Source organism: Xanthomonas sp. NCPPB 3174, from assembly GCF_056725205.1.
Genome location: NZ_CM161517.1, coordinates 2,546,311 through 2,568,837 on the forward strand (window position 1 = coordinate 2,546,311; position 22,527 = coordinate 2,568,837).

Below are 22,527 nucleotides of genomic sequence, written 5' to 3' on the forward strand. Positions count from 1 at the left end.
GTGGTGAACAAGAACATGCGGATTTTGATCGTGGACGATTTCTCGACGATGCGGCGCATCGTCAAGAATCTGCTCGGCGATCTGGGCTTCACCAATACCGCCGAGGCCGAAGACGGCAACAGCGCCCTGGCCGCGCTGCGCTCGGCGCCGTTCGAGTTCGTGGTCACCGACTGGAACATGCCGGGCATGACCGGCATCGATCTGCTGCGCAACATCCGCGCCGACGACAAGCTCAAGCACCTGCCGGTGCTGATGGTCACCGCCGAGGCCAAGCGCGAGCAGATCATCGAGGCCGCGCAGTGCGGCGTGAACGGCTACATCATCAAGCCGTTCACCGCGCAGACGCTGCAGGAGAAGCTGGGCAAGATCTTCGAACGCCTGGGAGCGACCGCCTAAATGGAAGCCACCGCCGAACGTACCGCCCTGATCGAACGCCTGCAAGGCGCGCTGGACGCGCTGGAAAATGGCGACGAGGCCGGCTGGCGCAGGGAGATCGACACCCTCGCCGCCTGGCGCACGCGGCCGATGATGCAGGGCCTTAGCCGGCTCGCGCGCGATCTGGGGCAGGCGCTCGGCGAACTGCCGGTGGTGCCCAGCGAAGCCGGCGAGCTGGACGACGCCTGCTCGCGCCTGGACCACGTGGTGGAGATGACCGAACAGGCCAGCCACCGCACCCTGGACCTGGCCGAGGAATGCCGTGCGCTGGCCGACCAGCTCGCCGCCGGCGGCCTCAGCGGCGACCAGAGCGAGATCCTCGACAAGATCCGCCACAACCTCACCGAAATGGCCCTGGCGCAGAGCTTCCAGGACCTGACCGGGCAGATCATCCGCCGCGTCGCCGGCATCGTACGCCGCGTGCACGAAGGCTTCGGCGCGCTGGGTCTGCCGCCGAAGGAAGAAAACAAGAAGGCCGACGGCAGCCTGGCCGGCCCGGCCCTGCCCGGCCTGGACCGCCACGGCGTGTCGCAGCACGACGCCGACGACCTGCTGTCCGGATTGGGACTGTAATGCCATGAGCGCCGTACCCGACGACATCGCTGCCGACTTCATCATCGAGGCCCAGGAAATCCTGGACCGGCTCGGCGAGCAGTTGGTGTCGCTGGAGCAGGCGCCCGAGGACAGCGGCCAGCTCAACGCCGTGTTCCGCGGTTTCCACACGCTCAAGGGCGGCGCCGGCTTCCTGGCGATCAACGCCATGGTCGAGCTGTGCCACGCCGCGGAGGAAACCCTGGGCATGGCCCGCGCCGGCCAGGCCACCCTGCAGGCGCGGCACTTCGACGCCGCGCAGCAGTCGCTGGACTACCTGCAGTCGATGCTGGACGCCTTCGGCAGCGGCCAGGAGCCGCCGCGCGCGCCGGCGGAGCTGATCGCGCAGTTCGACGCGCACGGCGACGCCGCGCCGGCGCCGGCGCCGGCCAAGAGCGCCGCGCCGGCACCCGCCGCCAAGGCGCCCGCGGCCGCCGCGGGCGATGCCGACCTGATCAGCGACGACGAATTCGAGGCGCTGCTGGACCAGTTGCACGGCGATGCGCCGCCGGCGGCCACGCCGCAGGCGCTGCAGCCGGCGCCGCGTGCGCCCAGCGCCGCGCCCAAGGCCGCAGCCGCCCCGGCCAAGGCCGCCGAGCCCGAGCACACCGTGCGCGTGGACACCAAGCGCCTGGACGCGATCGTCAACCTGATCGGCGAACTGGTGCTCTCGCGCAACCGCCTCAAGACCCTGCGCGTGCGCCTGCGCGACGAGGAACTGGACCGCGCGGTCAGCAGCCTGGACATCGCCACCGCGCGCCTGCAGTCGGCGGTGATGCGCACGCGCATGCAGCCGGTCGGCAAGGTGTTCTCGCGCTTCCCCAAGGTGGCGCGCGACGTTGCCCGCTCGCTCAACAAGGAAGTGGAACTGGAGCTGATCGGCGCCGACACCGAACTGGACCGCAACCTGGTCGAGGCGCTGGCCGATCCGCTGGTGCACCTGGTGCGCAACGCGATCGACCACGGCATCGAGGCGCCGGCGCTGCGCGAAGCCACCGGCAAGCCGCGCGGCGGCCACGTGCGCCTGTCGGCGCAGCAGGAAGGCGACTACGTCAGCATCGAGGTGCAGGACGACGGCGCCGGCATCGACCCGGAACGACTGCGCGCCAAGGCCCGCGAGAAGGGCCTGATCGATCCCGAGGCCGCCGCCCGCCTGACCACCGAGGAATGCCTGCACCTGGTGTTCCTGCCCGGCTTCTCGACCAAGTCCGAGGTCACCGACATCTCCGGCCGCGGCGTCGGCATGGACGTGGTGCAGTCGCGCATCCGCGAGCTCAGCGGGCAGATCCAGATCCAGTCGGAACTGGGCCGCGGCAGCCGCTTCCTGATCCGCGTGCCGCTGACCCTGGCGATCCTGCCGACCCTGCTGGTGCAGGCCGGCGACACCGTCTATGCGCTGCCGCTGGCGCGCGTGGTGGAAGTGCTGCACGCCCCGCGCCGCTCGCTGGGCTGGTTCGACGGCCGCGCCGTGCTCGACCGGCAATCGCACACCCTGCCGCTGGTGGACCTGCGCCAGTGGCTCAACATCGACGCCCCGCAACTGCCGCTGCTCACCGTGGTGGTGCTGCAGGCCGGCGAATCGCGCATGGGCCTGGTCGTGGACCAGGTCCGCGGCCGCGAGGAAGTGGTGATCAAGCCGCTGCCGCGCTCCCTGCGCGGCCTGCCCGGCTACGCCGGCGCCACCCTCATCGGCGACGGCCGCCTGGCGCTGATCCTGGATGTGGATGGCTTGAAGGCTTGAGGGCCGGGATTGGGGATTCGGGAGTGGGGATTCGCACCGGTGGCTTCCCTGGCGCCTCGTTTTCCCTGATTCCGCCGTAGGAGCGGCTTCAGCCGCGACGCGGTGAGGCTGGGATTCGGGATTCGGGATTCGGGAATCGAAACAGCGGCTCCCGATGCACCTCCTTTTCCTCTGTAGGAGCGGCTTCAGCCGCGACGCGGTGAAGCCGGAATCGGTGTTTGGCGATAACGCCCGGCGCTCGGCTCCCTGCCGACACGATCCGAACGATCGTGCATAGGCAACGCGCCAAGTCAGCGCGTCGCGGCTGAAGCCGCTCCTACGACGTACCGACAACCCTACGCACTCGCGCTCTTGCCAATCCCAAATCCCGATTCCCGAATCCCGCCCCATCAAGTCCCCCGCCCCCTGGCCGATACCTCCTGCATGGACAAGCTCAGTCTCATCGGCCTGCTGTTGGCGATTCTGTCGCTCATCGGCGGCAGCATCCTCAAGGGCGCCGGCATTTCGGCGCTGTGGTCGCCCGCTGCGTTCGTGATCGTGATCGTCGGCACCGTCGCCGCGATCCTGGTGCACACCCCGCCGTCGGTGTTCCGCCGTGCGTTCCAGATCGCCAAGTGGATCCTGTGGCCGCCGCCGAGCGACCGCCAGGCGCTGCTCAAGCAGATCGTGGAATGGAGCAACATCGCCCGCCGCCAGGGCCTGCTCGGGCTGGAGAACCAGGTGCCGCAGCAGCAGGATCCGTTCGTGCGCAAGGGCCTGCAGATGCTGGTGGACGGCGTGGAGCCGGAAGCCATCCGGCACATGCTGGAGATCGACCTGGAAGGCCAGGAACATTGCGACCTGGCCGCGGCCAAGGTGTTCGAGGGCATGGGCATCTACGCGCCGACCCTGGGCATCATCGGCGCGGTGCTGGGGCTGATCGCGGTGATGAAGAACCTGGCCGACCCGAGCAAGCTCGGCCACGGCATCGCCGCCGCGTTCACCGCCACCATCTACGGCATCGCCTCGGCCAACCTGCTGTTCCTGCCGATGGCCGCCAAGCTCAAGAGCGTGATCAAGCACAGCTGCGGCGAGCGCGAAATGATCATCGAAGGGTTGATCGCCATCGCCCAGGGCGAGAACCCGCGCAACATCGAATCGAAACTGGCCGGATTCTTGCATTGAGTTGCCAATGGCCCGCAAGCACTCCCACGACGAGCACGCCAACCACGAGGCATGGGCCATCCCCTATGCCGACCTGATGACGTTGCTGCTCGCCTTCTTCGTGGTGATGTACGCGCTGTCCACGATCAACGAAGCCAAGTACCGGGTCATGGCCGATGCGATGAGCGCGGCGTTCGGCGGCACCCCGACGACCCTGCGCCCGGTGCAGGTCGGCGACCACGCGCTGCAGGGCCAGGGCGGCGAGCGGCCGACCCCGATCAAGTCCAGCCCGGCGCTGACCCTGCCCGATCCCAATCGCCTGCCCTCCGGCACCGCGCAGCGCGGCGACGACCTGCGCGACGCGCAGCAGCTGCGCCGCGCGCAACGCCAGCTCGACAGCATCGCCGACCGCCTCGGCGCCGCGCTGGCGCCGCTGATCCAGAAGAAGCTGATCACCGTGCGCCGCGCCGGGCTGTGGATCGAAGTGGAGATCAACAGCGACATCCTGTTCGGCTCCGGCTCGGCCGCGCTCGACCAGAGCGCACGCGCCACCCTGGCAGAACTGGCGCAGGTGCTGTCCGGCGTGCCCAACGGGGTGCGCGTGGAGGGCTATACCGACAACACCCCGATCGCCACCCTGCAGTTCCCGTCGAACTGGGAACTGTCGGCGGCGCGCGCGGCCAGCGTGGTCCACCTGTTCGCCGACCAGGGCCTGCAACCCTCGCGGCTGTCGATGATCGGCTACGGCCAGTTCCGCCCGCGCGCCAGCAACGACACCCCGGCCGGCCGCAACGCCAACCGCCGCGTGGTGCTGGTGATCCTGGCCGATTCCGGCGACGGCAACGATCCGACGCCGTCGGCCCCCGACCGTCTCAGCGCCGGCGCCGCGCCGGCCACCCCGACACCCCCCGCCGCGGCGGCCCCCGGCAGCGCCGTTGGGTCCCGCGCAGTACCTGCCATTGAAGGAGTCAACTGATGCGCATCTGGGCGATCGCCAACCAGAAAGGTGGCGTGGGCAAGACCACCACCACGCTGGCCCTGGGCCGTGGGCTGGCCATGCTCGGGCACCGCGTGCTGATGCTCGATCTCGATCCGCACGCCTCGCTGACCCGGGCCTTCGACGTGCCGCAGGAACCGCAGCCGCCGGGCGTGCTGGATCTGTTCGGGACGCCGCCGGGCGAACTCGCCGCGCTGGCCCGCGACACCGCGATCGAGCGCCTGAGCTTCGTCTGCGGACAGACCGCGCTGGCCACCCTGGAACGCCGCAGCGCCAACCAGCCCGGCCTGGGCCTGGCGCTGCAGCAGGCCATGGCCCGCCACGCCGGCCAGCACGACTACATCCTGCTCGACTGCCCGCCGACCCTGGGCCTGCTGATGATCAACGCGCTGGCTGCGGCCGACCGCGTGATCATCCCGACCCAGGCCGAGCCGCTGGCCCTGCACGGCCTGGCCAGCATGGTCCGCACCGTGGACATGGTCGAGCGCTCGCGCCGCCGGCCGCTGCCCGCCTCGATCCTGCCGACCCTGTTCGACAAGCGCACCCGCGCCGGCAACGAGACCCTGCGGCAGATGCAGGACAGCTACGGCGACCGGGTGTGGGAAGACGCGATCCCGGTCGACACCAAGATCTGCAACGTCAAGGCACTGACGGTGGCCGGCGTACCCGGCGACTACCCCGGCCGCGGCCTGGCCGCCTACCGCCGCGCGCTGGAATGGCTGGTGGCCAGCGATGCGACGCCGATGGAGCAAGCCGCATGAGCACTCCCGGCATCATCGACGATTATCTGGAAGGCCTGCTCCACGACGTGATCGCCGAGGAGCAGAAAGCCGTGCCGCCGAGCCCCGCGCCGGTCGCGGTCGCCGACGTGCAAGCACAAACCGAGACGCCGGCACCGGCCCCGGCCGCGGCCGGCCCGACGCCCGAGCAGATCGCGGCCGCGGTCCTGGCCGAAGCCGATTCGGACCCGGCCCTGGCCGGCATCATGTCGCAGCAGGCGCTCGCGCCCGCGCCGGCCGGCCCGACGCCCGAAGAAATCGCCGCCGCCGTCCTGGCCGAAGCCGACTCCGACCCGGCCCTGGCCGGCATCATGTCGCAGCAGGCGCTGGCGCCCGCTCCAGCTGGTCCGACGCCCGAAGAAATCGCCGCCGCGGTCCTGGCCGAAGCCGATTCGGACCCGGCCCTGGCCGGCATCATGTCGCAGCAGGCGCTCGCGCCCGCGCCGGCCGGCCCGACGCCCGAAGAAATCGCCGCCGCCGTCCTGGCCGAAGCCGACTCCGACCCGGCCCTGGCCGGCATCATGTCGCAGCAGGCGCTGGCGCCCGCTCCAGCTGGTCCGACGCCCGAAGAAATCGCCGCCGCGGTCCTGGCCGAAGCCGATTCCGATCCGGCCCTGGCCGGCATCATGTCGCAGCAGGCGCTGGCACCCGCTCCGGCCGGTCCGACGCCCGAACAGATCGCCGCCGCGGTCCTGGCCGAAGCCGATTCCGACCCGGCCCTGGCCGGCATCATGTCGCAGGACGCGCCCGCGCCTGTCGCGTTGACCCCGGCCCAGCAGGCCGAGCGCCAGGCCGACCTGGACGCGGTCGCGGCGATGGAGCGGCAGCGTGCCGCCGTGCCGCGCGACCTGGCCGCCGAAGACGATGCCGCCGCCGCACGCGCAGTCAAGCGCCCGCCGATGGCGGTGCCGCCGGAACGCCGCGCCGAGGCCAGCCGCGCGCAGGCCGCCGGCGCCAAGCTGCCGCCGAACCTGCAGTCCTTCATGGCCCCGAGCGTGCCGCACGGCTCGGCCATCGCCCCCGACCGCCTGTCAGAGCGCCGCACCCGCTGGCTGCGCCTGCGCTGCGGCGAGCAGGCCTACGCGCTGGAACTGCTGAAGGTGCAGGAAGTGGTGCTGCCGGTGCCGCTGCTGGCGCTGCGCGGCACCCCGCCGGCCATGCTCGGCATCATGAACCTGCGTGGCCAGGTGGTGCCGGTGCTCGATCTCGGCGTGCACCTGGGCGCGGCCCCGATCGAGATGGACATGCAGACCCGGGTGGTGGTGCTGGAAGAGAACGGCGAGACCCTCGGCCTGCGCGTGTCGGCCGTGGAAGACGTGGCCAGCCTCAGCGACCAGCAGATCGAGCCGCCGGACAACGCCCGCATCTGCCGCATTTCCAATCATCTGTTCCGCGGCGTGGCGCGGCTGGCGCAGCAGCCGATGATCCTGCTCGACGCCGAGCAACTGCTGCACTGACCCGGGCCGGCGGGCGGCAACTGCGAACGGTGCCGCACTTTCCAACCGCCGCTAAAGCTTTTCAGGCCACGGCCGTTATCTGCCATAGAACCATTGGTGCGGAGTAGTGATGAGCACAGTCCCTCTTGGCGAGGATCTCGGTATCGAGACCAGCGCCGACCTGAAACAACGCCTGACCGCGTTCCTTGCGTCGGACGACGTGCTGCGGCTGGACGCCGGCGAGGTCCGCCGCGTCCATACCGCGTCGGTCCAGGTGCTGTGCGCATTCGTCGATGCCCGCCGCAAGGACGGCAAGCGCACCGAATTCGAGGCCTGCAACGCGACCTTCCGCGACGCGGCCCGTCTGCTAGGGGTCAGCGAATCGCTGGGCCTTCCTGCAACCCCTGACAATCTGAAATCTGTGGAGAACGCGGCATGAGCGCACGTATCTTGGTTGTGGACGATTCGGCGTCGATGCGCCAGATGGTCTCCTTCGCCCTCACCTCGGCCGGCTTTGCCGTCGAAGAAGCCGAAGACGGCGCGGTCGCACTGGGCCGTGCCAAGGGCCAGCGCTTCAACGCGGTGGTCACCGACGTCAACATGCCGAACATGGACGGCATCACCCTGATCCGCGAACTGCGGCAGCTGCCGGACTACAAGTTCACCCCGATGCTGATGCTGACCACCGAGTCGGCGGCGGAAAAGAAATCCGAGGGCAAGGCCGCCGGCGCGACCGGCTGGCTGGTCAAGCCGTTCAATCCCGAACAGCTGATCGCCACCGTCCAGAAAGTCCTGGGCTGATCCCTTCCCTCCTTTTCCGGATTCCCGCCCCATGAGCATGGACCTGCAACGTTTCCACGCCACCTTCTTCGAGGAAAGCCGCGAAGGGCTGGATGCGATGGAAGCCGGATTGCTGTCGTTGGAAGAAGGCAATCGCGACCCCGAGACCATCAACTCGGTGTTCCGCGCCGCGCACTCGATCAAGGGCGGCGCCGCCACCTTCGGCTTCGAGGCGATGGCCGGCCTGACCCACGTGCTGGAGACGCTGCTCGACGAGCTGCGCGCCGGCAAGCGCGAGGTCGAGGCGCACGCGATCGACGCCATCCTCGGCTCGGTGGACGTGCTGCGCGCCCTGCTGCGCGAAGCCGAACACGGCGTCCCGGCCGATCCGGCCGCGGTCAAGGCCGTGCACGACCGCCTGCAGCACGCACTGAACGGCGGCCCGGCCGCACCGGCCGCGGCCACCCCGGCGGCGAACCAGCCGGCCGAGCCGGAAGCCTGGCAGATCGGCTTCACCCCGGCGCCGTCGCTGTTCATGAGCGGCAACGACCCGCTGCGCATCATCCGCGAACTCGAACACCTCGGTCCGCTGCAGGTCGCCTGCCGCACCACGCGCATGCCCGGCTTCGCCGAACTCGACCCGCTCGAGGCCTACCTGGCCTGGGATCTGGGCCTGGTCGGCAAGATTCCGCGCAGCGCGATCGAAGACACCTTCGCCTGGGTCATCGACGATTGCGAACTGGAGATCCGTCCGGTGCCGCCGCCGAGCCTGGCCACCGCGCCGGCGCCGGTGCTGACCGCGCCGCCGACCGCCGCCACCGCCGCGCCGGCCGCCGCCGTGGCCGCCAACGCCCCGGCCGGCAACGCCGCCGCCGCGCACGAAGCCGAAAGCTCGATCCGCGTCAGCGTCGACAAGGTCGATGCGCTGATCAACCTGGTCGGCGAACTGGTCATCACCCAGGCCATGCTCAAGCAGGTCTCCACCGGCCTGGACCAGGCCGTGGCCGAGCGCCTGTTCGCCGGCCTGGACCTGCTCGAACGCAACACCCGCGACCTGCAGGAAGCGGTGATCGGCGTGCGCATGCTGCCGGTGGACGCGGTGTTCCGCCGCTTCCCGCGCCTGGTCCGCGACCTCTCCACCCGCCTCGGCAAGCAGGTGCGCCTGCGCACGATCGGTGAGGGTACCGAGCTGGACAAGGGTCTGATCGAGAAGATCGCCGATCCGCTGGTGCACCTGGTGCGCAACTCCATCGACCACGGCCTGGAACTGCCGGAGGCGCGTCGCGCCGCCGGCAAGGACGAGACCGGCACCATCACCCTGGCGGCCTCGCACCAGGGTGGGCACATCGTCATCGAAGTCAGCGACGACGGCGCCGGCCTCAACCGCAACCGCATCCTGGCCAAGGCCGCCGAACGCGGCATCGCGGTGCCGGACAACCCGAGCGATGCGCAGGTCTGGGACCTGATCTTCGCCCCGGGCTTCTCCACCGCCGACGCGGTCACCGATCTGTCCGGCCGTGGCGTCGGCATGGACGTGGTCCGCCGCAACATCCAGGGCCTGGGCGGCGAAGTGCAACTGGAAAGCGAATCTGGCCGCGGCACCCGCGTGCTGATCCGCCTGCCGCTGACCCTGGCGATCCTCGACGGCATGACCGTGGCGGTTGCCGGCGAGACCCTGATCCTGCCGCTGGCCTACGTCATCGAGGCGCTGCAGCCCAAGGCCGACGACATCCGCACCATGGCCGGCGAAGGCCGCGTGCTGCGGGTCCGTGGCGAGTACCTGCCGATCCTGTCGCTCAGCGACTCCTACGGCTTCGGCCGCACCGAGCAGGCCGAGCCGCTGGTGGTGGTGGTCGAGGCCGACGGGCAGAAGCTGGCGCTGGAAGTGGACGAGTTGATCGGCCAGCAGCAGGTGGTGGTCAAGAACATCGAGAACAACTACCGGCGCATCAGCGGCATCTCCGGTGCCACCATCCTCGGCGACGGCCGCGTCGCCCTGATCGTGGACATCGGCGGTCTGGTCCGCTCGCTGCGGGTGCAGCAGGCGGCCTGACTGCAGCGCCTGGCGCGTCGCGTCACACACGAGCCCCGGCAGTGATGCCGGGGCTTTTTGTTTGACGTGTCTCCGGACAATCCGCCTCTTCGGGCATGGCCGCCGCCCACGCGGCCAATATGCGCTGCATAGGCGATGGCTCGGCGCCACTCGCACGCGACGTGCGAAGGCCGCAAAAAAGCGCTAAAGAACGCACTACAGCTGCCGATAGCAATGTAGCGCACACTTTTTGTCTACACGTGCGTACTGGCGACACCTGGGGAGGTGGAGCCGGCACTCCAAGGGGATCGATCGGAGCAGATGCCGATCGCTGAAGCCATGCTGCAGGAAAGGGGAAAACGCATCGAGTGTGATGTTGGCGCCGTTTGAGCGCGTGTTCCGCACGCCCTCCGCTCAATTCGTGCATTTCATCACAGATGAAACCAGCATCACGATCGGTGCCCCCTCGTACGAACACGCAATGTCTTGTCCATTCTCAGGGGGTTCAACATGACGTCGTTCTTGCAACGCTACAACGTCGGCCGCCGACTCGGCGGCGCGTTTGGTCTGCTAATTGTGCTGTCCTGTCTGCTGGTTGCCGCTGGCCTGATCTCCATCGCGCAAGCACGCAGCGAACTGCACCACATCGTCAAAGTCAACGTTGAGAAGATCCGGATCAGCAACGGCATGCTCGATGCCAACACCCGCATCCTGCTCGCGGTGAGTGCGTTGAGCATGGTGTCCGACGAGGCACTCAACCGGAAGGAGACGGCCGAAATCCAGCGCTCACGGCAGCAGTACACCGACTTGCGCAAGCAACTCGATGCATTCCCTCCATCCAGCGAAGACGTCAGGAAGTTACGTGCCGACATCGATGCGCAACGCGCCACTGCAGGCAAGCTCAACGACCAGGTGATCGCACTCGGCAACGCCAACCGTAATAGTGAGGCGCAAACGCTACTGAACGAGCAGGCCAGGCCGGTAACGGCCGCGCTGCAGGCCAAGATCCGGGAAAATGTGGCCTTGCAGGAACAGGAGACGGCGGCCGCATACGCCAACGCCAACCAGGCCATGACACGTGGCCGTAACATGCTGATCGCCGGGGGCGTAGCCGTCCTGCTGGTCAGCGGCCTGCTGGGCTGGACGATCACCCGTAGCCTGACCGGGCCGTTGGGCCGCGCCACCCGTGCCGCCGAGGCCATCGCGGCCGGCCGCCTGGACAACGACGTGGCCACCGACGCGCGCGACGAACCTGGCCGCCTGCTGCTGGCGATGAACGGGATGCAGACCCAGTTGCAGCGCTTCTCCCGCGAAACCGCGTTGATGATCGAACTGCATGCCGACAAGGACATCAGCCACCGCATGCCGCAGGATTTCCCGGGCGTGTACGGCGAGTTGAGCAAGGGCATCAACACCATGATGTTCGAACACCTGGACGCCATCGTCGACGCCATCGGCGTACTCAACGAATACGCCAATGGCGACCTGCGCCGTGATGCACGCCGCCTGCCCGGCAGCCGCGCGGTGCTGCACGAATCGATGGATGCGGCCAAGGCCAGCTTGCTGGCGATCAATACCGAGATCAAGCGCCTGGCGGCGGCCGCCGCGGCCGGCGACTTCAGTGTGCGCGGCGATGCCGCGCATTTCCAGCACGACTTCCGGCTGATGGTGCAGGACCTCAACGCGATGATGGAGGTGAGCGACCGCAACCTGGGCAAGCTGTCGTCCCTGCTGCAGGCCATCGCTACCGGCGACCTGACCGCCCGCATGGAAGGCGAGTTCCAAGGGGTGTTCGCGCGGATGCGCGACGATGCCAACGCCACCGCCGACCAGTTGACCGGTATCGTCGGTCGCATCCAGACCGCCGCGGCCAGCATCAACGCTGCCGCCAGCGAGATCGCCACCGGCAACGACGACCTGTCGCGCCGCACCGAGCAACAGGCCGCCAGCCTGGAAGAAACGGCTGCCTCGATGGAGGAACTGACCTCCACCGTGAAGCAGAATGCCGAACACGCCCGCCAGGCCAACCAGTTGGCGGTCGGTGCCGCCTCGGTGGCCTCGCAGGGCGGCGACGTGGTCGGCCAGGTCGTGCAGACCATGAGCGGCATCGAGGCGTCCTCCAAGAAGATTGCCGACATCATCTCGGTCATCGACGGCATCGCCTTCCAGACCAACATCCTGGCGCTCAACGCCGCGGTGGAAGCGGCGCGTGCCGGAGAGCAGGGTCGTGGTTTTGCTGTGGTCGCCAGCGAAGTGCGCACCCTGGCGCAGCGTTCGGCCAATGCGGCCAAGGAGATCAAGACCTTGATCGACGACTCCGTCGACCGCGTCGCCACCGGTTCGGCTCTGGTCGACCAGGCCGGCAAAACCATGCAGGAGATCGTGAGCTCGGTGCAGCGCGTCACCGACATCATGGGTGAGATCTCCGCCGCCTCGCAGGAACAGTCGGCCGGCATCGAGCAGGTCAACCAGACCGTCACCCAGATGGACGAGGCCACTCAGCAGAACGCCGCCCTGGTGGAGGAAGCCACTGCCGCCGCGCGATCGATGGAGGAACAGGCCACGCAGTTGCAGGACGCGGTGGCGGTGTTCAAGTTGGACGCACTGCCCGCGATCGCGTCGATCGCCATCGCCCCGGCAATGCGCCCTGCCCCACGCAACGTGCGCTCCGGGTAGTAGCGCAGCTCAGAACCGGCGCCGGCACGGCCCGTCGCGCTTGTCCAGGCCGGCAGCGCACTTGGCAGGCGATTTGCGCGCTTATGCCAGCCTCGCCACCGAGCGGCCGTGCATCATCGCGCGGCCGCTCCCGGTGCGCGCCGCCGCAGCGGCGACGCACCTGCGTCATCGTTCCCGGAGACGGCAAGCGGCGCCGAATGCTTCAAACGTACCGCGTCGGCGTCATGCCACTGCCGTAGCAGGACCAACATGCGGTCGTGCACCGCCTCGAACCCCGCCCTCCCTGCCACGCTGCAACCGGTGTGCGCCACACGCCGCGCTAAAGAATCCTGTGCTTCCGTCGATACAAGGTTGAGCGCACGCTTTTTGTCTACATCGGTGCGTGCCGGTACGGCCTGGGGAGGCCGCCGGCGCTTCAGGGGGATCGATCGGTGCACATGGCCGGTCGCTGAAGTCGAACCAACGGGGAAAGGACACAATCCTGACAGCTGATCTTTTCGCGCCTGCACCCGGCACGCGCGCGGGTCGGACTTGCATTTTTTCCACACGTTTCGTCAGGTCGCGTCACACCCCGCATTCCCGGCGCATCGCAACGCGCGTCGTTCCTTCCTACGTACACGGGGCCACCCATGCGTGCGATCTTGCGACACCGAGACGCATCCACCGAGACGACCCGCGGACGCCGTCGGCGATTCCGGGTGCAGATCGGGCATGCCAACGCCATGGCCACCGTTGCGATCGCGGCGCTTTCGCCCGGCCTGCCTGCTGCGTCGCCAGTCATCACGCCATGTGACTGACGCCGTCGCCTGCGCAGGCCATCCGCGTCTGCCCGCGTCACCTGCCGACGCCGCGTCCCTGCGCGCCGGCCTGCCTTTTCGCACCTTGGAGATTGAAATGACCCGCTTTTTGCAACGCTACAACGTCGGTGTCCGTCTGTCCGCGGCCTTCGGCGTGCTGATTCTTCTTTCGGTGGTCCTGGTGATCATCGGGCTGTCCGGCATGGCCGAGGCGCGCAAGCACCTGGACACGATCGTGCTGGACCGCATGGCGAAGATCGAATTCAGCAACCAGATGCTCGACGCCAATGCTTCCGTGCTGGTTGCGCTGAGCACCTATACCACCTCCACCAACGCGACGATGCGGCAAGCGGCGCTGGACACGTTCAACCGCCAACGCGAGCGCTACGCCGAGGCCCGCACCAAGATGGACAAGCTGTCCAGCACGCCGGCCGGCCGTGCCATCCGTGCCGACATGGACGCCAAGCGCGCCGCCGCCAAGAAGATCAACGACGCCATCGTCGTGCTGGGCCAGAAGGGCGAGAACGCCCAGGCCTTGGAGATGCTGAATCGCGAGGCGCTGCCGGCGACCCTGGCGTGGCAGGGCAAGATCCGCGAGTTCGCCGAACGGCAGAAGTCGCAGGCCGCCAGCGGCTACCAGGCAGCGCTGGAGGCGATGCACCGTGGCCGCATGCTGCTGATCGGTGGCACCGTCCTGGCCCTGGTGCTCAGTGCATTGCTGGCGCTGACCATCACCCGCAGCCTGACCGCACCACTGGGCCTGGCCACCCGCACCGCCGAGGCCATCGCCAACGGCCACATGGACAATGCCGTGCGCACCGAAGCCCGCGACGAAACCGGCCGCCTGTTGAACGCCATGGGACGCATGCAGCAGCAGTTGCAGGCCGTGCTCGCCGCGCAGGCCGAGATGGCGCAACGCCACGACGCCGGCCAGATCAGCTACCGCATGGACGAAAGCAGCTTCCCCGGCGACTACGGGCGCATGGTCCGCGACAGCAACGCGCTGGCCGCCGCGCACATCGCGGTGACCGAGCGCCTGGCGCAGATCATGGGCCGCTACGCCATCGGCGACCTGTCCGAGGACATGGACCGCCTGCCCGGCGAAAAGGCCCGACTCACCGAGACGATGGACACGGTCAAGCACAACCTGACCGCGATGAATACCGAGATCAAGCACCTGGCCGGCGCCGCGGCGGCCGGCGATTTCAGCGTGCGCGGCGACGCCGAGCGCTTCCAGTACGACTTCCGCCTGATGGTCGACAGCCTCAACCAGTTGATGGCCACCGCCGACGGCAACCTGCAGGCGCTGTCTTCGCTGCTGCAGTCGATTGCCGCCGGCGACCTGACCGCGCGCATGCACGGCCAGTTCCAGGGCGTGTTCGCCACCATGCGCGACGATGCCAACGCCACCGCCGAACAACTCGCGGCGATCGTCGCGCGGATCCAGACCGCCGCGGTCAGCATCAACGGCGCCGCCAGCGAGATCGCCGCCGGTAACGACGACCTGTCGCGCCGCACCGAGCAGCAGGCCGCCAGCCTGGAAGAAACAGCCGCCTCGATGGAAGAGTTGACCTCCACGGTCAAGCAGAACGCCGAGCACGCGCGCCAGGCCAACCAGCTCGCGACCGGCGCCGCATCGGTCGCCTCGCAAGGCGGCGACGTGGTCGGCCAGGTGGTGCAGACCATGAGCGGCATCGAAGCCTCCTCGCGCAAGATCGCCGACATCATCTCGGTCATCGACGGCATTGCGTTCCAGACCAACATCCTGGCGCTCAACGCTGCAGTGGAAGCCGCGCGTGCCGGCGAACAGGGCCGTGGTTTCGCGGTGGTCGCCAGCGAAGTGCGCACCCTCGCCCAGCGCTCGTCGAACGCGGCCAAGGAGATCAAGGACCTGATCGACGACTCGGTCGGCCGCGTCGCCCAGGGCTCGGCCCTGGTCGACCAGGCCGGCAGGACCATGCACGAGATCGTCGCCTCGGTGCAGCGCGTGACCGACATCATGGGCGAGATCTCCGCGGCCTCGCAGGAACAGTCGGCCGGCATCGAACAGGTCAACCAGACCGTGATGCAGATGGACGAAGCCACCCAGCAGAACGCCGCCCTGGTCGAAGAGGCCACCGCGGCCGCACGCTCGATGGAGGATCAGGCCGGCCAGCTGAGCCAGGCGGTGGCCCTGTTCAAGATCGACCAGCAGGCGCCGGCAGCGCCCTACCGCGCACCGGCACCGGCGCCGGCGCCGGCGCCGGCACGCGCCAGCGTCGGCGCACCCCGGCCGATCCGCAAGCCTGCACCACCGGCGACCACGCACCGCGCTGCCGCTGTCGTCCCGGCTGCGGTCGCGGGCGGGGACTGGCAGGAGTTCTGACGCCCTTTACCCACGGCATCCAGAACACCTGAACAAGCCCGGGAGCGCGCGCTCCCGGGCTTTTTTTGCGCGTCCCACGCTGCCGAAAGGTCACGCGCGGACATGCGGCGCCTTGCAGAGCGTGAGCCGTATCCACGTTCCCGTGAATACAAAGTGAAAACAGGCTAAATGCCAGCCACTGCCTCCTAAAGAAGCCCGAGGAAACGCCGATACGAGACTTGCGTACACAAATTGTCTACAAATTTGAACAATATTGACTGAGAGCGGGCTAAAGCAAGACAAGCACAACTGAAAAATCCGTTTCGATCTTCAAAATCTATTAATTCTACGAAAACTATCGATTGAATGTTTTTGATTCACAGACGAAATAGATAAGGCAGCGCCCGACGCCTCCGCGGACATCGACTCAGGCAAGGGGTACGCCATCCCAACGCTTCACCCATTAGGACTCCAACGATGACGCTCAAGAATCTCAGTCTCTCCGCCAGGCTCGCGCTCAGCTTTGCCGTCATCGTGCTGATCACGGTGATCATCGGCTCGATCAGCCTGAGCAGCCTGTCCTCGCTCAACACGGCTGCCGACATGAACGACCACACCTACAAGGTGATGGCCACCGGCGACATGATGGAAATCGATGCCCTCAACGTCGAGACCGGTGCGCGTGGCTATCTGCTGTCGGGTAACCAGGACCACCTGCAGCCGTTCACCAACGGCCTGGCCGCGTTCGACAAGAACTACGCCGAAGCCAAGCGCCTGACGGCGGACAATCCGCGCCAGCAGGCGCGGCTGGAAAAGCTGCATGCCGCGTTCGACAGCCTCGCCGGCGTGGAGAAGCAGATCACCGCATTGCGCGCGCAATCCAACGATCCCGCGCAGATCGCCGACGAGTTCCGCCAGGCGCGCGATCGCAAGGCGATGCAGGAGATTCGCGGCCTGCTCAGCGACTTCATCGGCGAGGAGCGCGGCCTGCTGGCCAAGCGCACCGACACCCTGACCACCGTGCGCGCACAGAACAAGTGGGCGGTGCTGCTGGGCAACCTGCTGGTGATCGTAGCCGCGATCGGCATGGCGATCCTGATCCGCCGCCAGTTGCTCAAGCGCCTCGGCACCGCGATCGGCGTGGCCGACGCCATCGCCCGCGGCAAGCTCGACAATACGATCGACCTGCGCAGCAAGGACGAGGCCGGGGTGCTGCTGCTGAGCATGGACAAGATGCAGAGCCAGTTGCAGTCGGTGCTCGCCGCGCAGGCCGAGATGGCCCAGCGCCACGATGCGGGCCAGATCAGCTTCCGCATGGACGAAACCGTGTTCCCCGGCGACTACGGCCGCATGGTCCGCGACAGCAACGCCCTGGCGGCATCGCACATCGCGGTGAAGCTGCGCCTGGCGCAGATCATGGGCCGCTACGCCATCGGCGACCTGTCCGACGACATGGACCGGCTGCCCGGCGAAAAGGCCGTGCTCACCGAGACCATGGACAAGGTGAAGCAGAACCTCACCGCGATGAACCACGAGATCAAGCACCTGGCCGGCGCGGCGGCGGCCGGCGACTTCAGCGTGCGCGGCGATGCCGAGCGCTTCCAGTACGACTTCCGGCTGATGGTCGACAGCCTCAACCAGCTGATGGCCACCGCCGACGGCAATCTGCAGGCGCTGTCGTCGCTGTTGCAGTCGATCGCCGCCGGCGACCTGACTGCGCGCATGCACGGCCAGTTCCAGGGCGTGTTCGCCACCATGCGCGACGACGCCAACGCCACCGCCGAACAACTCGCGGCGATCGTCGCGCGGATCCAGACCGCCGCGGTCAGCATCAACGGCGCCGCCAGCGAGATCGCCGCCGGCAACGACGATCTGTCGCGTCGCACCGAACAGCAGGCCGCCAGCCTGGAAGAAACCGCTGCGTCGATGGAGGAACTGACCTCCACCGTCAAGCAGAACGCCGAACACGCCCGCCAGGCCAACCAGCTCGCCACCGGTGCGGCCACGGTCGCCTCGCAGGGCGGCGCCGTGGTCGGCCAGGTCGTGGAGACCATGAGCGGGATCGAGGCCTCGTCGAAGAAGATCGCCGACATCATCAGCGTCATCGACGGCATCGCGTTCCAGACCAACATTCTGGCGCTCAACGCGGCAGTCGAAGCCGCACGTGCCGGCGAACAGGGCCGCGGCTTCGCGGTGGTCGCCAGCGAGGTGCGTACCCTCGCCCAGCGCTCGGCCAACGCCGCCAAGGAGATCAAGGGTCTGATCGACGACTCCGTCGGCCGTGTCGCCCAGGGCTCGGCGCTGGTCGACCAGGCGGGCAAGACCATGCAGGAGATCGTGACCTCGGTGCAGCGTGTCACCGACATCATGGGCGAGATCGCCGCCGCCTCGCAGGAGCAGTCCGCCGGCATCGAGCAGGTCAACCAGACCGTCACCCAGATGGACGAGACCACCCAGCAGAACGCCGCCTTGGTCGAAGAAGCCACCGCCGCCGCCCGTTCGATGGAAGAACAGGCCGGCCAGCTGAGCCAGGCCGTGGCCGTGTTCAAGATCGAGGCGAGCAGCAGCCACGCCACCCCGCCAGCGGTCGCCAGCGCACCGAGCGCACCGGTCCGCGCGATCGCCCGCCCGGCGGCCAAGCCGCCGACCAAGCCCGCGCCGCGCCCGACCCGGCCATCGGCCCGTCCGGTCGCCGTCGCCGGCGGCGACGACACCTGGCAGGAGTTCTGAGCCCGCGCAGCGGCCGTCCATCCAGCGTCAAACAGCCCCGGGAGCACGCGCTCCCGGGGCTTTTTTTTGGGTCTTCAGGCGATGGCAGTCACGGGCAGGAAGAACCCGGCGTCATTGCGGTCGCAGGGGCGATGCGTCGATGCCCTCGACCAACCTGGTGCTCGAGCGGTCGCTTGGTGCGGCGCGGCGCCCGTGCGGATCAGTGTTTCAACACCACCTTGCCAGGTGCGCCGGCTGCCACGGCGGCGTGCGCGGCACCGAGTTTTTCCAGCGGAACGATCTGCGCAATCGGGATGACCAGGTCGCCGCGTACAGCCGCGTCGAGGACCGCATCCAAGGTGGCCGCATCGGTCTGGTGAAAGAGTTCCCGAATCGTCACCCGGCCCGTCGCATTGGCGCCTTCGGGCACCGGCACGATGCTGGCGATGGTGCCGCCATCGCGCACATGACCGATCAGGTTGCCCGCCACCGGGGCCGCCGTACTGATCGCGAAGTCGACGTCGGGTGCGGCGGCGGCGATGGTGATGTCGATGGCGTCGCCGGCCAAGGCACGCGCCTCCGCGAGGCGCTCAGGGCGAACCCCGGCCACGGGCTGCGCGCCCAGTTCCTGGAGGTATTGCACCGCGGCGCGGCCTGCCGCTCCCAAGGCACCGGACACCAGCACGCGGTCGCCGGCCTTGATGCCCAGCGCCGCGACCGTCTGCCTGCCGATCAGGCCGGCCTTCACCAAGGCGGCACCCTGTTCGAAGCTCAACGCCTCCGGCAGCCGTGCCATCGAGGTGGCAGGCACGACGCCCTGCTCGGCATGGGCGCCGCGCCCGTTGTGCCGGAAGTCGGCGACGACGCGCTCGCCCACCGACCAGCCGCTCACGCCCTCGCCGAGCTTGGCGATCACGCCGGCCGCATCGCTGCCCAGGATCGCCGGCAGCGGCAAGGGAACCATCTCGGCAAAGTAGCCCTGGCGCAGATAGAGGTCGAACGGGTTGACGGCGGAGGCATGCAGGCGCAGCAGCACCTCGCCCGGACCGGGTTCCGGCGTGGCCGTGTCGCCGAACAGCAACCGGTCGGTATCGCCATAGGATGTGAGAAGAACCGCTTTCATGGGATGCATTCCTGTGAAGTAGGGGCTGCGTGAGCGCCGGGTCGGTGGGTGCAGGAGGTGGAATCAGGCGAGCGCAACGCGCCGCGATGCGGGGCGCAAGACGTTGTCGAGTGCCCAGGCCCCCGCGCCTGCAAAGGCGAGGTAGAGGAAGATGAAGCAGAACAGCACGGCCGGTTCGCCCATGTTGAGCGCAGGCCAGAACCCCATCGACAGATGCACCATGAAATACGCGGCGGCCATTTCCCCCGAGGCGATGAACGCGGCGATCCGGGTGTAGTAGCCGCTCGCGATCAGGCACGAGGTGACGGCTTCGATGACGCCGGCGACCAGCATGATGGTCGGCAGCGGATAGGCGACACCCGGAACCGGGGCAGGAAACTGGAAGAACTTCATCGTCGCGTGTTCGAGGAACAGCAGTGCGGCGACGATGCGCAGAACGGCGAGGACGCGGGGCGTCCAGACGGTGGTGTCGATCATGATCGTTTCTCTCTATCCAGGGGGGGCGTCAGGCTGTGGCGGCGGCGGTCTTGAGGTCCATGTTTTCCTTCCAGAGCCGCGTCAATGCGGCCAGGGCGCCATCGACATAGTTCCGGTAGACCGGCATCGCCGCTGGATCGCGGCCGAACCGCTGGGCGAGCGACGCGACGATGTCGTCCGACTCGGCGATGTACTGGCCGGGCTGCAGTTGCGCCGCCGGGAAGCTGACCCTGCTCAACTGCGGCGCGAGCTCGGCGCAGATTGCGTCTTCCTGCGGGGTGCCGCTGGCGAAGTCGCGCGTCTCGACCGCGGCCCCGAGATTCGCTTCCAGGATGAACACGCGGATCTTCATGCAGAAGGGGCAGTGCTTCTTCAGGTAGACGATCGGCTTGAAGGTCTCGGTCATGGTCACTGGCTCCGGGAAAAAACCGCAGGAAGCGCGCCGAAGCGGAAACTCGACGCGGTGATCCCATCGATGAAATCGCGTTGGTGGTAACTGAGCGCCGCGGCATCGTCCTCTGCGGCGCCGACGGCCACCATCAACGGCAGCAGGTGGTCTTCGCGTGGGTGCGCTCTCCGCGCCGCCGGTGCCTGTTCCCAGTGCAGCAATCGCGCGACACGGGCATCGGGCGCAGCGTGGACCACCGTCTGCTGCAGCCAGTCGTCGAACTGGCGCGAGGCTTCGCGGCTCTCGGCCGCGTCGATGTTCGAAAGATTGTGGTAGCTCTGGCCGCTGCCGACGATCAGCACGCCTTCGTCGCGCAGCGGCGCCAGCGCCCGGCCAGCGGCGATATGCAGCGCGGGATCGAACCTGCTGTCGAGCGAGAGCTGGACGACCGGGATGTCCTCATCGGGATAGAGCGGCTTCATCAGGCTGAAAGTGCCGTGGTCGAAGCCACGCGCCGGATCGAGCCTGACCTCCACGCCGGCGGTGCCCAGCAGCGTCTTGACCCGCTGCGCCAGCACTGGCGACCCAGGCGCGGCATAGCGGATACGGTAGAGATGCTCCGGAAAGCCGCCGAAGTCGTAGACCATGCCGGGCCGTGCGCCGGACGAGACGGAAAAGCCGTCCGTGTCCCAATGCCCGGAGATGACGAGCACCGCCTGCGGCACGCCGTGCAAGTCCGCGCGCATCTCGACCAGCGATTGCTCCAGCCTGTCGAAATGGCGACGGAACGCGCCGGTCATGTAGGGCCAGGGTCCGCCGCCATGGCAGACGAAATAGGTGGGAAGACGACCTGCACGCACGATGGAGATCCTCACTATGGTACGAACCAGGCTGTCCCAGCCTGGGGAGTCACGGGGCGTCGCCACCGCGTTCGCATAACGTCATCTTTTCCTTCCAGAGGAACAACGGCACTTCCGTAGAAGAATCATTTCCTCTAGATTGACGATCCATGGATACGCTGACGAGCTTGCGGGTCTTCTGCGCGGTGGCCGAGCTGGCAAGTTTCACCGCCGCTGCGAACCGTCTTGGCCTGTCGACCCCCATGGCCAGCAAGCATGTGCAGCATCTGGAGGATCGACTGGGCATCCGCTTGCTCAACCGCACCAGCCGGCGTGTCAGCCTGACCGAGGCCGGCGCGCTCTATCTGGTCCAGGCGCGGCAGACCCTCGACGGCCTGGACGAGGTCGAGGCGGCGCTCAGCGATGTCGCGGTGTCGCCCCGCGGAACCCTCAAGGTGAGCGCGCCGGTCTGGCTCGCGACCCCGCGGATCGTCGCGATGCTGGCCGATTACCAGCGGCGTTATCCGGAGGTGCGCCTCGATCTGGATTTGAGCGGTCGGCTGGTCAATCTGGTCGACGAGGGCTTCGATCTTGCGCTACGCGCCACTACGCCGGAACGGCTCGATCCTGGTCTGGTCGCGCGCGCACTCGGGCGCATCGACTTCTGCCTGGTCGCCGCGCCGTCCTATCTCCAAGGCGCCGACGAGATTGCCCGGATCGCGGACCTCAACGGCCACAATCTGTTGCTCTACAGCGGCGTCAACATCGGACCCGATATCTCGTTCCATGGCGCGGACGGACCTGAGACGGTGCGCTTTCGCGCCGTGATGCGCAGCGGTAACGAGACCCTCCTGCATCTGGCGGCCCTGGAGGGGATGGGGTTTGCCATGCTGCCGGTGTGGATGGTGCTGGCCGACGTCATGCAAGGGCGACTGCGCGCCGTGCTCCCCGAGGTGGCAACGTTCAGCGCCACCCTGCACGCGGTCTACCCAAGCCGGAAATACCTGTCGGCCAAGGTGCGGACCTTCATCGATCATCTCGCCTCGCAGGACAGTCCCTGCACCTGGTACCGCATCCCCGAGATGCCGATGCAACCCTAGCGGTTCGGCACCTGCCTGCCAGCCGTGGCGGCGGACACACCACCACGCCCACTACATTTCTGGGACGCGGTGCCGATAACGAGGACGTCGCACACGTCCCTGCCCCGTCTGCCTCGCGCCAGGAAGCAGTCGGAGTCCCC

The 22,527-nt window shown here is 68.1% G+C and carries 18 protein-coding genes; 14 read left to right on the forward strand and 4 right to left on the reverse strand.

Annotated elements, in window-relative coordinates:
* Positions 1-3 precede the first annotated feature (3 nt).
* From cheY to AC1PK7_RS11415, 13 genes are all read left to right on the forward strand, one after another.
* The gene (gene cheY / locus AC1PK7_RS11355) at positions 4-396 is read left to right on the forward strand and encodes a chemotaxis response regulator CheY (protein ID WP_010341542.1); all 393 of its coding nucleotides are present in this window, start codon (positions 4-6) and stop codon (positions 394-396) included.
* Entirely contained in the window at positions 397-1,008 is a 612-nt protein-coding gene (locus AC1PK7_RS11360; RefSeq protein ID WP_010341543.1) for a protein phosphatase CheZ, read from the forward strand.
* A gap of 4 nt (positions 1,009-1,012) precedes the next feature.
* Positions 1,013-2,767 carry a chemotaxis protein CheA gene (locus tag AC1PK7_RS11365; protein ID WP_420009901.1) on the forward strand — a complete coding sequence of 585 codons (1,755 nt, stop codon included), beginning with the start codon at positions 1,013-1,015 and terminating at the stop codon, positions 2,765-2,767.
* A gap of 423 nt (positions 2,768-3,190) precedes the next feature.
* Positions 3,191-3,931, forward strand: a complete 741-nt coding sequence (locus tag AC1PK7_RS11370; protein ID WP_010341770.1) for a flagellar motor protein — start codon at positions 3,191-3,193, stop codon at positions 3,929-3,931.
* Positions 3,932-3,938: 7 nt separating this feature from the next.
* Complete coding sequence (motD, locus tag AC1PK7_RS11375) at positions 3,939-4,886, forward strand: flagellar motor protein MotD (protein ID WP_420009902.1); 948 nt, start codon at positions 3,939-3,941, stop codon at positions 4,884-4,886.
* Positions 4,886-5,668: a ParA family protein gene (locus tag AC1PK7_RS11380; protein ID WP_481098201.1), complete on the forward strand. Its 783-nt coding sequence runs from the start codon at positions 4,886-4,888 to the stop codon at positions 5,666-5,668. Before motD ends, AC1PK7_RS11380 begins: the two co-directional genes overlap by 1 nt.
* Entirely contained in the window at positions 5,665-7,143 is a 1,479-nt protein-coding gene (locus tag AC1PK7_RS11385) for a chemotaxis protein CheW (protein ID WP_481098202.1), read from the forward strand. Before AC1PK7_RS11380 ends, AC1PK7_RS11385 begins: the two co-directional genes overlap by 4 nt.
* Positions 7,144-7,252: 109 nt before the next feature.
* Positions 7,253-7,561, forward strand: coding sequence for an STAS domain-containing protein (locus AC1PK7_RS11390; RefSeq protein ID WP_209248374.1), 309 nt, complete (start codon positions 7,253-7,255; stop codon positions 7,559-7,561).
* On the forward strand, positions 7,558-7,923 hold the full coding sequence (locus tag AC1PK7_RS11395) for a response regulator (protein ID WP_010341778.1): 366 nt from the start codon (positions 7,558-7,560) through the stop codon (positions 7,921-7,923). Before AC1PK7_RS11390 ends, AC1PK7_RS11395 begins: the two co-directional genes overlap by 4 nt.
* A 31-nt stretch (positions 7,924-7,954) precedes the next feature.
* The gene (locus AC1PK7_RS11400) at positions 7,955-9,955 is read left to right on the forward strand and encodes a chemotaxis protein CheA (protein ID WP_481098203.1); all 2,001 of its coding nucleotides are present in this window, start codon (positions 7,955-7,957) and stop codon (positions 9,953-9,955) included.
* Between the two features lie 489 nt (positions 9,956-10,444).
* Positions 10,445-12,610, forward strand: coding sequence for a methyl-accepting chemotaxis protein (locus AC1PK7_RS11405; protein ID WP_481098204.1), 2,166 nt, complete (start codon positions 10,445-10,447; stop codon positions 12,608-12,610).
* Positions 12,611-13,504: 894 nt separating this feature from the next.
* A complete protein-coding gene (locus AC1PK7_RS11410; protein ID WP_481098205.1) occupies positions 13,505-15,772 on the forward strand; it encodes a methyl-accepting chemotaxis protein in 2,268 nt (755 codons plus the stop codon).
* A gap of 456 nt (positions 15,773-16,228) precedes the next feature.
* Entirely contained in the window at positions 16,229-18,481 is a 2,253-nt protein-coding gene (locus AC1PK7_RS11415; protein ID WP_481098206.1) for a methyl-accepting chemotaxis protein, read from the forward strand.
* A gap of 199 nt (positions 18,482-18,680) precedes the next feature.
* On the opposite strand, the gene AC1PK7_RS11420 is transcribed toward AC1PK7_RS11415, so the two are convergent.
* The 4 genes from AC1PK7_RS11420 to AC1PK7_RS11435 all read right to left on the reverse strand — a co-directional run bounded on the left by AC1PK7_RS11420 (position 18,681) and on the right by AC1PK7_RS11435 (position 21,323).
* A complete protein-coding gene (locus AC1PK7_RS11420) occupies positions 18,681-19,583 on the reverse strand; it encodes an NADP-dependent oxidoreductase (RefSeq protein ID WP_481098207.1) in 903 nt (300 codons plus the stop codon).
* A gap of 63 nt (positions 19,584-19,646) precedes the next feature.
* Positions 19,647-20,060 (reverse strand): DoxX family protein, encoded by a 414-nt coding sequence (locus tag AC1PK7_RS11425; protein ID WP_481098208.1) that lies wholly within the window; start codon positions 20,058-20,060, stop codon positions 19,647-19,649.
* A gap of 28 nt (positions 20,061-20,088) precedes the next feature.
* Positions 20,089-20,466: a glutathione S-transferase N-terminal domain-containing protein gene (locus AC1PK7_RS11430; RefSeq protein WP_481098209.1), complete on the reverse strand. Its 378-nt coding sequence runs from the start codon at positions 20,464-20,466 to the stop codon at positions 20,089-20,091.
* A 2-nt stretch (positions 20,467-20,468) separates the two neighbouring features.
* Positions 20,469-21,323 carry a DODA-type extradiol aromatic ring-opening family dioxygenase gene (locus AC1PK7_RS11435; protein ID WP_481098210.1) on the reverse strand — a complete coding sequence of 285 codons (855 nt, stop codon included), beginning with the start codon at positions 21,321-21,323 and terminating at the stop codon, positions 20,469-20,471.
* 134 nt (positions 21,324-21,457) lie between these two features.
* Here AC1PK7_RS11435 and AC1PK7_RS11440 point away from each other — a divergent pair, with 134 nt between their 5' ends.
* On the forward strand, positions 21,458-22,387 hold the full coding sequence (locus tag AC1PK7_RS11440; RefSeq protein ID WP_481098211.1) for a LysR family transcriptional regulator: 930 nt from the start codon (positions 21,458-21,460) through the stop codon (positions 22,385-22,387).
* The last annotated feature ends 140 nt before the right edge of the window (positions 22,388-22,527 follow it).